This is a genomic window from Acidihalobacter aeolianus, from assembly GCF_001753165.1.
In the GTDB taxonomy this organism is placed as follows: Bacteria; Pseudomonadota; Gammaproteobacteria; order DSM-5130; family Acidihalobacteraceae; genus Acidihalobacter; species Acidihalobacter aeolianus.
The window spans coordinates 2,502,237-2,515,307 of sequence record NZ_CP017448.1 but is presented as its reverse complement, the minus strand read 5'-3'; the positions used below and the strand labels follow the sequence as shown (position 1 = coordinate 2,515,307).

Annotated in this window: 8 protein-coding genes and 3 tRNA genes; 7 read left to right on the top strand and 4 right to left on the bottom strand. The window is 64.3% G+C overall.

Annotated elements, in window-relative coordinates:
* Window positions 1-130 precede the first annotated feature (130 nt).
* The 4 genes from BJI67_RS11595 to hemN all read left to right on the top strand — a co-directional run bounded on the left by BJI67_RS11595 (window position 131) and on the right by hemN (window position 6,796).
* A complete protein-coding gene (locus tag BJI67_RS11595; RefSeq protein WP_083250841.1) occupies window positions 131-1,066 on the top strand; it encodes an ABC transporter ATP-binding protein in 936 nt (311 codons plus the stop codon).
* Entirely contained in the window at window positions 1,063-2,484 is a 1,422-nt protein-coding gene (locus BJI67_RS11590) for a hypothetical protein (RefSeq protein ID WP_070073162.1), read from the top strand. The genes BJI67_RS11595 and BJI67_RS11590 overlap by 4 nt, the downstream gene beginning before the upstream one ends.
* Window positions 2,485-2,612: 128 nt before the next feature.
* Entirely contained in the window at window positions 2,613-5,258 is a 2,646-nt protein-coding gene (gene pepN / locus BJI67_RS11585) for an aminopeptidase N (RefSeq protein ID WP_070073161.1), read from the top strand.
* Window positions 5,259-5,413: 155 nt separating this feature from the next.
* Window positions 5,414-6,796, top strand: a complete 1,383-nt coding sequence (gene hemN / locus BJI67_RS11580; protein ID WP_070074121.1) for an oxygen-independent coproporphyrinogen III oxidase — start codon at window positions 5,414-5,416, stop codon at window positions 6,794-6,796.
* A gap of 10 nt (window positions 6,797-6,806) precedes the next feature.
* On the opposite strand, the gene rodA is transcribed toward hemN, so the two are convergent.
* The 4 genes from rodA to BJI67_RS11560 form a co-directional block, all read right to left on the bottom strand.
* Window positions 6,807-7,940 carry a rod shape-determining protein RodA gene (gene rodA / locus BJI67_RS11575; protein ID WP_231940847.1) on the bottom strand — a complete coding sequence of 378 codons (1,134 nt, stop codon included), beginning with the start codon at window positions 7,938-7,940 and terminating at the stop codon, window positions 6,807-6,809.
* A 7-nt stretch (window positions 7,941-7,947) separates the two neighbouring features.
* Window positions 7,948-9,135 (bottom strand): D-alanyl-D-alanine carboxypeptidase family protein, encoded by a 1,188-nt coding sequence (locus BJI67_RS11570; protein ID WP_083250840.1) that lies wholly within the window; start codon window positions 9,133-9,135, stop codon window positions 7,948-7,950.
* 54 nt (window positions 9,136-9,189) lie between these two features.
* Window positions 9,190-11,103: a penicillin-binding protein 2 gene (gene mrdA / locus BJI67_RS11565; RefSeq protein ID WP_070073159.1), complete on the bottom strand. Its 1,914-nt coding sequence runs from the start codon at window positions 11,101-11,103 to the stop codon at window positions 9,190-9,192.
* 118 nt (window positions 11,104-11,221) lie between these two features.
* Window positions 11,222-12,562: a UDP-glucose dehydrogenase family protein gene (locus tag BJI67_RS11560; RefSeq protein ID WP_070074119.1), complete on the bottom strand. Its 1,341-nt coding sequence runs from the start codon at window positions 12,560-12,562 to the stop codon at window positions 11,222-11,224.
* A gap of 151 nt (window positions 12,563-12,713) precedes the next feature.
* Between BJI67_RS11560 and BJI67_RS11555 the strand changes: the two genes are divergently transcribed.
* The 3 genes from BJI67_RS11555 to BJI67_RS11545 all read left to right on the top strand — a co-directional run bounded on the left by BJI67_RS11555 (window position 12,714) and on the right by BJI67_RS11545 (window position 13,032).
* Window positions 12,714-12,798: transfer RNA gene (locus tag BJI67_RS11555), tRNA-Tyr, on the top strand.
* A gap of 44 nt (window positions 12,799-12,842) precedes the next feature.
* Window positions 12,843-12,916: transfer RNA gene (locus tag BJI67_RS11550), tRNA-Gly, on the top strand.
* Between the two features lie 40 nt (window positions 12,917-12,956).
* Window positions 12,957-13,032, top strand: a tRNA-Thr gene (locus BJI67_RS11545).
* Window positions 13,033-13,071 lie beyond the last annotated feature (39 nt).

Here is a 13,071-nt window from a genome sequence, read left to right as displayed (position 1 = left end):
ATGGGGAACTATTTCCATGCGCTCAGTCAAACCGGATGAGTATCTATCGATCTACTGAAAAACCGGGGTCTGGCCCGGTACGTTGCGCCCGGGAACGGCGGTTCCATGGGGCTGATTTCGGGGAGACGGCATGTCTGCGAGTGGGGGCCGTGCGCCTGGCGAAATGCGCGTCGAAGACGGGCCGCACGCGGTGGAGATACGCGGCCTGCGCAAGCGTTTCGACGGGCAGGATGTGCTGCAGGGGCTCGACTGGTCGATTCCCCGGGGGCGCACGATCGGCCTGCTGGGACGCAACGGCGCCGGCAAGACCACGCTACTGCGCTGCATGCTCGGCCTGATGCCGATCAACGGCGGCACGGTCGAGATTCTGGGCGAGCCGATGGACGAACCGCGTGGGGAGCGTCTGCACCGCATCGGCTACGTCCCGCAGACCTTCGATCTGTTCCCCTGGATGAAGGTCGCCGCCTTTCTCGATTTCACCTCCGCCTTCTATCGCAGCTGGGATGCGGCGCTATGCGCACGCCTGCTTGAGGAATGGTCGATCGACACGCGCAAGCGTATTTCGACCCTCTCCCAGGGCCAGCGCCAGATGCTCGCCATCATCCGCGCCCTGGCGCCGGGACCCGATTTGATCCTCCTGGACGAACCGGTGGCCAGTCTCGATCCCAAGGCCCGGCGCGATTTTCTCGCCACGCTGATGCCGCTGATCCAAGGCACCGGTCGCACGGTGGTGTTTTCCACCCATATCACCACCGATCTCGAGCGCATCGATGCGGACATCGCGCTGCTGCGCGACGGCGCCATCGCCTTTACCCGGCCGGTACAGGCCGTACGCGAGCAGATCCAGAAGGCTGTCCTGCGGGCCGATGCTGGCACCGCGTACGTCGAGCCGCCTCAGGTCCCAGGCGTGCTGGCGGCGCGGGTCGACAGTGGCGCCGCCTGTTACGTCGTCGACGCCGGCGATCCCGAAACCTTGACCTCCCTGCAGGCCTTGGCCAAACGCGAACAGGCGCAGCTTTCCTTCACCACGCTGAGTCTTGAGGACCTGTTCGTGGAGATGGCATGAAGGCCGTCCTACGGGTGGCATGGCTGCCGGTGGTGACAATGCCGTGGGCGGGCTCGGCGATCCTTGCCCTGCTGGTGTTGCCGCTGTTGCTCGATGCGTTGCTGCCGGGTTACTGGAGCAAGCTGATGCTGACCCTATCGGCCATCACGGCGCTGTTCTCCTGGCTATTGGTCGGCTACGCGCTGCGACTCGTCGTGCAGCCGGAATCCCTGCTGTTACCCGATTTTCGCCGTGTGATAGCGACGGCAGGCGTGCTCTGGGGCGTGGTCTTATGGCTCCTGCCGTCGGCTCTGGTGGCGTTCGGCTTGGGCGGACTGGCGGGTTGGTGGGCGATAGGCGGCGGAGGCCTGGCCATTGCCTATATGCTGCTGGTCACATCCGGCCCATCGTTGGCCGGATATCTCCCTCTGCTGCTGATCGTGATTTCCAATGTTCTGCCCGCGCCAGTGCGCATCACCTTGAAACATGCGATTGCCCACAGTGTCTGGCTGCCTTCGCTACCGCTGCTGTTGGCCGCCGTCATCCTGTTGTTCTACGTGCGCCGTCTGTTCTCTCTGGGCGACACGGCCTCGCCCGAAGCCCCGTTCGCCCCTCAGGCGAGGTTTCAGGGCAGCCAAGCGCGCGCAGCCGGCACGCCACTGGCGCGCCGGCTGCGCGCATTGCAGGCATGGGGTGCCGCCGGCAACGAAGGGCGTCTGCGCCGCCATGCGCTGCGTTATCGGAGCAAGCCCACGCCGGGCCGGCAACGCAAGCTGACGAGCGTCTTGCTGTTTCCCTACGATCAGCCACGTGGCTGGCTGGTCTCGCTGGTGTGGCTGGCATTAGCGGTGGGTCCGTTGATGCTCATGAATTTTTCATCCGCACATTTCAGCGTTCAGCACATCCATGCGCGCTTGCTGAATACATATGTGGCCATCATGCTGCTGACGCCCGTCAACGTAGGCTTTGGGCTGGCCCAGCTCAGACCCAGCCTGGTGGAGCTTTATTTCGATCTTGCGCCGCACACGGTCAGGGACTTCAATGAGCTGCTGGTGGACTGCTTTCTGAACACCCTGCCGGGGCACATCGTCCTGGCCACGCTGCTGACCGCAGTGGTCACGCTGGCGATCCATCCGCAGGCGTTGTGGCATACCCTGCTGATCGATGTGCTCGTGCTGCCTCCCACCGCGCTGCTGGTGCTCGGCTTGTTCATCGTCCAGACCGCCAATAGAATCGCGAACATCGTTATCCGCATTGTTACGCTCTTGATCGCAGCGGCGGCGTACAACGGTGCCTATCTGGCGCTCCACGCCCTCGGCACGATCACCGGCAGCCTGGTGGTCCTGGGGGTCGGGTGGAGTCTGGGGCTCGCCGTCTGGCAAGCCTCGCGTCAGATGTTCATCGACCGGCCGCTGGGCTTCGAGTCGTCGGCCGGTTGAGCCCCCATGACTTGTACGGAACGGGCTGAACACGCCCATCGAAAGCGAATTAACCGTGAGTGCCGCGAAATCCGAGTCAATATCCCCTATCGCGCGTGCACCGACCTACCAGAAAAGGACACATCGGCATGAAGGAAGCCTCTCCGCGCACCATCTATCTCAAGGATTACCAGCCGTCGGATTTTCTGATCGAGCGCACGGAATTGCGCTTTGAACTCGGCGAGGAATCCACCCGGGTGACCGCCCGCCTGCAGCTGCGCCGCAATCCGGCGACGGCTTCCGCCGATGCGCCGCTGGTGCTGGACGGCGAGGACCTGGAACTGCATGCCGTGCGCATCGACGGCCGCGAGATGCAGGCGCAGGAATGGCTGCAGGATGCCAATTCGCTGACCCTGGCCGGCGTGCCCGATGCATTCGAGCTGGAGATCGACAATCGCATCAAGCCGCAGGAAAATACCCGCCTGGAGGGGCTGTACAAGTCCTCGGGCAATTTCTGCACGCAGTGCGAGGCCGAGGGCTTCCGGCGGATCACCTATTATCTCGACCGTCCCGACGTGCTCAGCGTGTTCACCACCACCGTGGTGGCGGATGCGACGGAGTATCCCGTGCTGCTGTCCAACGGCAATCCTGTGGATACCGGCCGGCTCGACGACGGCCGGCACTACGCGACCTGGCACGATCCGTTTCCCAAACCCTCGTATCTGTTCGCGCTGGTGGCGGGACGGTTGGCCTGTCATAGCGACCGCTTCATCACCGCATCGGGCCGCGAGGTGGAGCTGCGCATCTATGTCGAGGCGCACAACGCCGACAAGTGCGCGCACGCGATGGAGTCGGTCAAGAAAGCGATGCGCTGGGATGAGACGCGCTTCGGCCTGGAGTACGACCTCGACATCTACATGATCGTCGCGGTGGATGACTTCAACATGGGGGCGATGGAGAACAAGGGCCTTAACGTTTTCAATTCCCAGTACGTGCTGGCGCGCCCGGATACGGCGACCGACGACAACTATGAGCACATCGAGGGCGTGATCGCCCACGAATACTTCCACAACTGGACCGGCAACCGCGTCACCTGCCGCGACTGGTTCCAGCTCTCGCTCAAGGAAGGGCTCACGGTGTTCCGCGACCAGAGCTTCACCGCCGAGATGACCTCGGGCACCGTGAAGCGCATCGCCGACGTGCGCCGCCTGCGCACGCACCAGTTCGCCGAGGACGCCAGCCCCATGGCGCACCCGGTGCGCCCGCCGTCGTATATGGAAATCAACAACTTCTACACCGTGACGGTGTACGAGAAGGGCGCCGAGGTCGTGCGCATGTACGAGACCCTGCTGGGGCGCGACGGCTTCCGCCGCGGCATGGATCTGTACTTCGAGCGCCACGACGGACAGGCGGTGACCACCGACGACTTCCTGGCCGCGATGGCCGACGCCAACGGCGCCGACCTCGAACAGTTCCGCCGCTGGTACGACCAGGCGGGCACGCCGGTGGTGACGGTTGAGGATACGTGGGAACCGGAATCCGGGCGCTATACCCTGCGTCTGAGTCAGTCCTGCCCGCCGACGCCCGGACAGCCCGAGAAACTGCCGTTCCTGATCCCGCTGCGCATGGGGCTGGTCGGTCCGGACGGCGTCGACCTGCCGATGCGGCTCGAAGGCGAGGGCGACGGCGGCGCGACCGACCGCGTGTTCCGCCTGACCGAGCCCGAGCAGACGCTGTGCTTCACCGGTCTGCCGGCGCGGCCGGTGCCCTCGCTCAACCGCGGTTTTTCCGCGCCGGTCCGGGTGACGTTCGACTACACGCCGACGCTGCTGGCCTTCCTGGCCGCGCACGACGGCGATCCCTTCAACCGCTGGGATGCGGGCGAGCGCCTGGCGCTGACCGTGCTGCTCGATCTGGTCGAGGACGTGCGCGCCGGACGAGAGCTGGCATTGCCGGCCGGCTTTGTCGAGGCCTTCGCCGCCGTGCTGAGTGATACTCGGCTAGAACCGAACCTGCGCGCCGACATGCTGGTTCTGCCGGGCGAGGCCTGGCTCGCCGAGCAGTTCGAGACCGTCGACCCGGATGCGATCCACGCAGCCCGCGAATATGCGCGCCGGGCGCTGGCCACGGAACTGGAAGCGCAATGGCTGGCCGCCTACCACGGCCACACCCCAGAGGGCGGCTATCGCTATACGCCGGAGGAGGCGGGCCGGCGCGCGCTACGCAATCTCGCGCTGAGCTACCTGGCCGCGCTGGATTCGCCTGCCGGCGCCAGGCTCGCCGAGACGCAGTTCCGCGAGGCGGACAACATGACCGACACCATGGGCGCGCTCGGCGCGCTGATGCTGACCGATGACCCCGCCCGGGGTCTCGCACTGGCGGCGTTCTACGAACGCTGGCAGGACGACTCGCTGGTACTGAACAAGTGGTTCGGCCTGCAGGCGGTGCGGCAGCATCCGGATACCCTGGCGGAGGTCGAGCGGCTGCTGGCGCATCCGGCGTTTTCCCTGGGCAATCCGAACCGCGTGTACGCGCTGCTCGGCGGGTTCATGATGGGCAATCCGACGGGCTTCCATGCCGCCGACGGCAGCGGCTACCGCTTCGCCGCCGATCAGGTGCTGGCGCTGGACGCGCGCAATCCGCAGGTCGCCGCGCGCCTGGTCAAGGTGTTCAGCCGCTGGCGGCGCTTCGACACGGAGCGTCAGGCATTGATGCGAACCGAGCTGGAGCGCCTCAAGGGGCACGATCTGTCCCCCGACGTGTACGAGATCGTCAGCAAGAGTCTGGAAGGCTGAGAAAGCATGTCTGGCACTGGGTGCTCCCTGCTGACTTTCAACGCGCAACTTGATCGAGGCCAAAGTGCGGGCCAGGTTTTCCAGTACATTGAGACGAGTGTCTGTTGGCCCGCAGGTGCGTGCTTGTCACGCCCGATCATATTGGGGATACCGAGTTGAAGGACGACACCCAGACTATCCATTTCGACGCCGAGCTGATCCGCCGCTACGACCGCGCCGGTCCGCGCTACACATCCTATCCGACCGCAGTGCAGTTCCATGAGGGCTTCGGGGAGACCGAGTATCGCGCGGCCGCCGCGCGCAGCAACACGCAGGGGCGGGCACTGTCGCTGTATTTCCATCTGCCGTTCTGCAACACGGTCTGCTACTACTGCGCCTGCAACAAGATCGTGACCAAGGACCGGTCGCGCGCCGCACCCTACCTCGCGCGCCTGCATCGCGAGATCGCCCTGCAGGCCGAGCTGTTCGACGCGGACCGACAGGTCGAGCAGCTGCACTGGGGCGGCGGCACCCCGACCTTCCTCTCGCACGCGGAGATGACGGCGCTGATGAGGGCAACGCGCGAACACTTCACCCTGGTCGAGGATGGCGAGTATTCCATCGAAGTCGATCCGCGTGAGGCGGGCCCAGGCACCATCGAGCTGCTGGGCGAACTCGGTTTCAACCGTCTGAGTCTGGGCGTGCAGGACTTCGACGAGCGCGTGCAGCGGGCAGTCAATCGCATCCAGGGCGAGGCGGAGACGCTCGGCGTAATCGAGCGGGCGCGTGCCTCCGGTTTCCGCTCGGTGAGCGTCGATCTCATCTATGGCCTGCCGTTCCAGAGCGTGGCGAGTTTCGCCGCCACGGTCGACCGCATCGTCGCGGCCGGGCCGGATCGCGTTTCGGTGTTCAACTACGCGCACCTGCCCGAGCGCTTCAAGCCGCAGCGGCGGATCGCCGCCGAGGATCTGCCCAGCCCGGCGGAGAAGCTGGCCATTCTCGAGGACACCATCGACCGGCTGACCGCGGCCGGCTACGTCTACATCGGCATGGACCACTTCGCGCGGCCGGACGACGAACTCGCGGTGGCCCAGCGCGCGGGCACGCTGTATCGCAACTTCCAGGGCTATTCCACGCACGCCGAGTGTGATCTGGTGGCCATGGGCGTGACCGCCATCGGCTCGCTGGGTGATGTCTATGCGCAGAACGTGCGCACCGAGGCGGAGTATTTCGCGCGTTTGGACGATGATCGGCTGGCGGTCTTTCGCGGGGTCGCCCTGAGCGAAGACGACCGTCTGCGGCGCGCGGTGATCTCAGCGCTGATCTGCCACTTCCGGCTCGACTATGCCGCCATCGAGTCGGCATTCGGAATCGTGTTTGCGGATTATTTCGCCGCCGAGCTTGCGGCCCTTGCCGATCTGCGCGACGACGGCCTCCTCGACCTGAATTCGGGCGGCATCACGGTGACGCCGGCCGGGCGGCTGTTGATCCGCAACATCTGCATGGTGTTCGACGCCTACCTGCAGCAGGGTGCGGGCAGCTATTCGAAGGTGATCTGAAACCGCGCGTTCAGCGCATCAGAGGCCGGTGGCGGGCGATGCTCTGCAGCAATCCCATGGCCGCGGCCATGGTGACGAGCGAGGTACCGCCGTAGCTCATAAACGGCAGCGGCACGCCGACCACGGGCAATAGCCCCATGGTCATGCCCACGTTCACGAACACGTACATGGCGAAGGTCAGCGACAGGGTGCCCGCGAGCAGGCGAGAGTAGTTGTCGTGGGCCCGCCAGGCGATGTACAGCCCGCGCAGGATGATGAAGGCGTAGCCGCTGAGCAGCGCGACCGTCCCGGCGAACCCGAATTCCTCGCCGAACACGGCGAAGATGAAGTCGGTGCGGCTTTCCGGGAGAAAGCCGAGCTGGGCCTGCGGCGCGTGCAGCCAGCCTAGTCCGTACATCCCGCTGGAGCCGATGGCGATGGTCGACTGGATGATGTGGTAGCCCGCCCCCAGCGGCGCGCTCTGCGGATCGAGAAAGGTGAGGATGCGGGCCTGCTGATAGGCGTGCATGAAATGCCAGGCGACCGGGATCAGCGCCGCCGCGATGACGATGCCGATCAGCAGGTAGCGGTAGCGCACGCCAGCGAGGAAGATGACCACGAGTCCGGTGATCACGATCAGCAGGGCAGTGCCAAGGTCAGGCTCCTTGGCGATCAGTGCCACGGGCAGGGCGATCAGGAGCAGCGCCTGCAGCAGCTGCGGCAGATTGAGCGGCAGCGGCCGGCGGCTGAACAGATAGGCAAGGATCATCGGCAGGGCGAGTTTCATGAATTCCGAGGGCTGCAGGCGCACGGGGCCGAGGTCCAGCCAGCGACGGGCGCCCAGTGCCGTTTCACCGAGTCCGAGTACGGCGGCGAGCATGATCAGGGCGACCACGTAGGCATACGGGCTGAGCTGCCGCCAGCGTTGCGGCGGCACTTGGGCGATGGCGACCATGATCACCAGGGCGACGGCGAATTTGATGCCCTGGTGCACCACCGTGGCGAGGTGCTGGCCCGAGGCGCTGTACAGCACGAGTTCGCCGACCACGAAGATGCCCAGGATCCCGGTCACCAGTGGCCAGTCCAGCCGCAGCCAGGCGGAGGCTCGCCGCATGCGTGCACGCAGGCTGTGACCGGTGCCGCGGTTGATATAAAGGCTTTCCATGTTTCCTCTACAGCCAGTGACCGAGTTCCGCGGCCAGGCGTTGTAGGCCATTTTCCCGGGCGACTGTGTGGAGGGCAATCACCGGTGTCTGCGCGAGTATCTTTCCGCGCAGTGCCACACTGACTTCGCCGACTTGTACACCGTTTTGTATGGGTGCATGCAGGTGTTTGTCGAGCAGCAGGCGGATGTGCAGGTCATCATAGCAGCCACGTGGTACGAGGACGCGCAAGGTGTGCTGTGCGCCGATCGGTACCCGTGCTGCAGTGCCATGTATGTGGATCTGCCTCAACGGTTCGTTGCGCTGGTAGAGGGTATGTGCGTCGAAATTGTCGAATCCCCATGACAACAGGGCATAAGCCTGGCTGGCGACGTGCGCAAAGGCGCCAGCCACGCTGCGTCCGTCGGCTGGTGTGTCCATGACGGCAGCCACCAGGGTTGTGCCGTGTTGCCGCGCCGCGGCGACAATGCCATATCCCTGTGCGCCGTCCCCGACGGTCAGGCCGAGGGCGGCCGGATCGCGTTCGAGCAGGCGGTCGAAGCTGATCTGGGTGATGCCGTTCCAGCGCATCGTGCGATGACGGAAGTAGCCTAGGTACTGCGGGAATCGAGAGACCACGGCCTGGCCCAGTTTAGCGGCATCCAGCGGAGTGGTCCGGGCTCCCGCTGCGGTCAGTCCGTCAACCGAGGCGTAGTGCGTCCGCCTGAGCCCGAGCCTCTGCGCCGTCTGGTTCATCAGGCTCAGCGCAGCCGACTGCGTGCCGGCGACACCCTGTGCCAGACATACGGCGGCATCATTGCCGCCGTCGGTGATCAGGCCATCGAGCAGATGGGCGATGCTGACTTGTGTCCCGGGTTTGAGAAACATCGACGAGCCGGGGGTGTGCCAGGCCGTCGTACTGACAGGTAGGCGGGTAGTGGGGGAAACCTGGCCCGTGGTCAGTTCGTCGAACACGAGATAGGCCAGCATCAGCTTGGTGCTGGCGGCCGGGCTGACCGTCCGGTCAGGGTGCTGCGCCGCCAGCACCTGGCTGTTGGACGCATCGAGCAGCGCATAGCCGCCCGTGTGCAGATGTGGGGCTGGTGGGATGAGCAAGTCCAGAGCCGTGTTAGGGGGGGTGGCCGCGTGTGCGAAAGGCATTGCAGCGAGCGTGAGGAGGGTCATCAAGACGCTGTATATCAGGCGAATTCTGGGCATGGGGGGATTCTGGTAATCGGGACCCTCATCTTGACCCGCCGCCTTGCCACAAGTTCAGTGCGTCGGCTTCCGTGTGAAGGGTTGCAGTGAAACGGGGGTGTCTGGATGTTCGATGAGCCGACGATGTGCCAACCAGTAATTCATGATTTTGCGTGTGATGGTCGAGGCCGGCCCCAGGCGGTCGCCCGCATGCTCGACGATCACGACCACGGCGAGTTCCGGGTGGTCGATCGGCGTGAAGGCCTCGAACAGGGCGTTGTCGCGCAGGCGATATGGTAGCTGCTTGTGCTGCTGGAATGGATTTTTGGGATTGGCGAAGACCTGCGCCGTACCGGTCTTGCCGGCAACGGGGAGCGGAAATCCCTGGAATTCCTGATACGCCGTGCCTGCGGGTGAATTGACCACCGCCTGCATGCCGGCGATGACGTCGTTCCAATATGCCCATCGCTTGAGCTCGATCGGTGCCAAGGGTTGTGGGGGGATCGGTGTAATTTTACCGTCGACTGGATTGCGGAGCGCGCGCAGCAGGTGTGGTCTGAAGCCGCGGCCGTGCATGGCGATCTCGGAAACCGCAGCCGCCAGCTGCAATGGGGTGACTTGCAGATAACCCTGGCCGATGCCCATTACCACCGTGTCGCCTGGATACCAGCCATGCCCTTGCGTGCGTTCTTTCCAGGCTGGCGACGGCAGCACTCCGGCGGAGACCCCGGGAACGCGCAGGGCGGGGCGCTGGCCGAAGCCAAAGCGGCTCAGCGTGCCGTCGATGCGCTTGATGCCCAACTGGTAGGCGAGCGGGTAGAAGTAGGTGTCTACGGACTGGGCGATCGCCTTGGTCAGGTCGGTCCAGCCGTGTCCGTAGGGTGTCCAGTCCCAGAATTTATGGTGAGTGGTGTCGCCCGGAATGATGTAGTAAGGCCCGGAGAATACTTCGGTCTGAGGTTTGATCAGACCCGCATCCAGACCGGCCAGGGCGATGAATGGTTTGATGGTCGAGCCAGGCGCATAACCGGCTGCGAAGGCGCGATTCCACAGCGGGTTACCGGGGTCGTTCACGAGTTCGTGGTAACGCCGATTGGAGATGCCATCGACAAACCAGTTGGGGTCGTAATCCGGATTGGATACGGCGGCCAGGATGGCGCCAGTGCGGGGGTTCATCACCACGACTGCACCGCGCTTGCCTTGCATGGCTTTCTGAGCCACACGTTGCAGGCCTATATCCAAGGTCAGAATCAGATCCTGTCCGGGCCTTGGCAGATGGCGTTTGAGTGTGCCAACGGGCTGGCCGTTGGCATCAACTTCGAGCACCTTGTAACCGGGTGTCCCGTGCAGAAGCGCTTGATTGGCGAGTTCGAGTCCGTTCTTGCCGAAATATGCGGTTCCGGCATATTGGCTGGGGTCGACCTGATGCAGGTCCGATTCGCTGATGCGCCCGACATAGCCCACCGTGTCGGCGGTGAGATTGGCATAAGGGTAGTAGCGCCTCAGGCGGGACTGTATCTCGACGCCCGGAAAGCGATAGCGGTTGACCGCAAAACTTGCCAGAGCGTCCTGGCTCAAGTGTGTGGCGAGCGGAATGGCGCGGTAGCCGGGAGTGACCCTGCGCAAGGCGTCGAAGCTATGCAGGTCGTCAGGAGTCAATTTGATGATGCGGCCCAGCGCTGCGAGCGTGGCATGAAGATCATGCACCTCGTCGGGAATGACTGCGAGGCTGTAGCTGGGTATGTTTTCGGCAAGCAGGCGCCCATTGCGGCTGTATATCAGTCCCCGGGGCGGTGGGATGGGTTGTACTCGGACACGGTTCTCACGCGCAGCCTGGGCATAGTCGCGATGGTCGAATAGCTGCAGTTGAGCCAGCCTGGCGATCGCCGCGACGAACAGAACGATGACCGCAAACGCTGTGGCGAGCGTGCGGTAATTGAACAGTCGTTTCTGACTTGCCGGATCTGCGAGTGGGTACCGTCGCTTCACTGAAGGTGTTCGCTGCTCTGCTGCGGCCGCGGCGCGGCGCACTTACGTCCAGCGGGGTTCGACCTGGCTGTAACGCAAATGTTCAGTCAGTGGCCACATTCGTTCCAGATCGAGGCCGTCACTCCGTTGGCGGTACCTGACCCCTACCGATGGCGAGGTATTGGAAGCCGAGCTGCTGTAGGAGTTTGGGGTCGTAGAGGTTGCGGCCGTCGAGGATGAGGGGGTGGGCGAGTTTTTGTTTGATGAGGTCGAAGTCGGGACTGCGGAAGTGAGTCCACTCGGTGACGATGAGCAGCGCGTCGGCGCCCTCCAGGGTGTCCTCGGGGCTGTCGCACAGGGCAAGATCGGGCCGTTCGCCGTAGATCCGACGGCACTCGTGCATGGCGACCGGGTCATAGGCCTGCACACGGGCACCGGCGTCCCACAACGCCTCCATCAGGGTGCGGCTGGGGGCCTCGCGCATGTCGTCGGTGTTGGGCTTGAAGGCCAGGCCCCAGAGGGCGAAGCTGCGGCCCTTGAGGTTGCCGTCGAAGTGCGCGTGCAGCTTCTCGAACAGGCGCTGCTTCTGGCGCTCGTTGACCGACTCCACTGCGGCCAGCAGCTCGGCCTGATAGCCGCTGCCGCGCGCCGTGCGCTCCAGGGCCTTCACGTCCTTGGGGAAGCACGAGCCGCCGTAGCCGCAGCCCGGATAGATGAAGTGATAGCCGATACGCGGGTCCGAGCCGATGCCCACGCGCACCGCCTCGATGTCCGCGCCCAGGCGCTCGGCCAGATTGGCCAGCTCGTTCATGAAACTGATCTTGGTGGCCAGCAGGGCATTGGCCGCGTACTTGGTCAGCTCGGCCGAACGCACATCCATCAGCACCACGCGCTCGTGGCTGCGGTTGAAGGGCGCATACAGCGCCCGCATCAGCTCGCCGGTGCGCGGATTGTCCGTGCCGACCACGATGCGGTCGGGCTTCATGAAGTCCTCGATGGCCGCGCCCTCCTTGAGGAACTCCGGATTCGAGACCACATCGAACTCCGCCGTCACCCCGCGCGCGGCGAGGGCCTCGGCGAGGGCCGCGCGGACACGGTCGGCGGTGCCCACGGGCACGGTCGACTTGTTGATCACCACCCGATACTCGTCCATGTGGCGTCCGACGGTACGGGCGACCTCAAGGACATGGCGCAGATCGGCCGAGCCGTCCTCGTCGGGCGGGGTGCCGACGGCGATGAACTGGAACAGGCCATGCTTGACGCCCTCGGCGGCGTCGAGGGTGAAGCGCAGGCGGCCGGCGGCGGCGTTGTCGCGCACGAGCTTGTCGAGGCCGGGCTCGTAGATGGGGATGTCGCCCTGTTCGAGGCGCCGGATCTTGTCGGGATCGACGTCGACGCAGAGCACGTGATTGCCCACCTGGGCCAGACACGCCCCTGTCACCAGCCCTACGTAACCCGATCCGTATATCGTGATCTTCATGGCGCGTGTATAGTCTCCGGCCTGCAAGCGGAGCGCCAATGATTTTGGCGCCGGTTCGCCCGGGATGTTAGCAGACTTTTTAGGCTCGGGGAGCGTGTTTGCGAGGTTGACAAGCGGTCTTCAATTAGAAGAGAATTCCCGCCTTTGTATTGGAGGGGTTCCCGAGCGGCCAAAGGGGGCAGACTGTAAATCTGCTGGCTCAGCCTTCGGAGGTTCGAATCCTCCCCCCTCCACCACACAGTTCTGCTTGACCGGTGAATGGTCGCGAGACGTTCCGCAGGCGGGTGTAGTTCAATGGTAGAACCTCAGCCTTCCAAGCTGATGACGTGGGTTCGATTCCCATCACCCGCTCCATTGGTTGGTTTGGCCGGTTGGGGCTGGAAATATGCAAAGCGCCCATATAGCTCAGTCGGTAGAGCACTTCCTTGGTAAGGAAGAGGTCACCGGTTCAAATCCGGTTATGGGCTCCATACTTTGTAAGGTTAATTGAGTGCAGTCGAGCAACGTCG

Coding starts and splice junctions, on each gene's coding strand:
- pepN (WP_070073161.1), top strand. CDS start 2,613: ATGAAGGAAGCCTCTCCGCGCACCATCTATCTCAAGGATTACCAGCCG.
- BJI67_RS11570 (WP_083250840.1), bottom strand. CDS start 9,135: ATGCCCAGAATTCGCCTGATATACAGCGTCTTGATGACCCTCCTCACG.
- rodA (WP_231940847.1), bottom strand. CDS start 7,940: ATGGAAAGCCTTTATATCAACCGCGGCACCGGTCACAGCCTGCGTGCA.
- BJI67_RS11595 (WP_083250841.1), top strand. CDS start 131: ATGTCTGCGAGTGGGGGCCGTGCGCCTGGCGAAATGCGCGTCGAAGAC.
- BJI67_RS11590 (WP_070073162.1), top strand. CDS start 1,063: ATGAAGGCCGTCCTACGGGTGGCATGGCTGCCGGTGGTGACAATGCCG.
- BJI67_RS11560 (WP_070074119.1), bottom strand. CDS start 12,562: ATGAAGATCACGATATACGGATCGGGTTACGTAGGGCTGGTGACAGGG.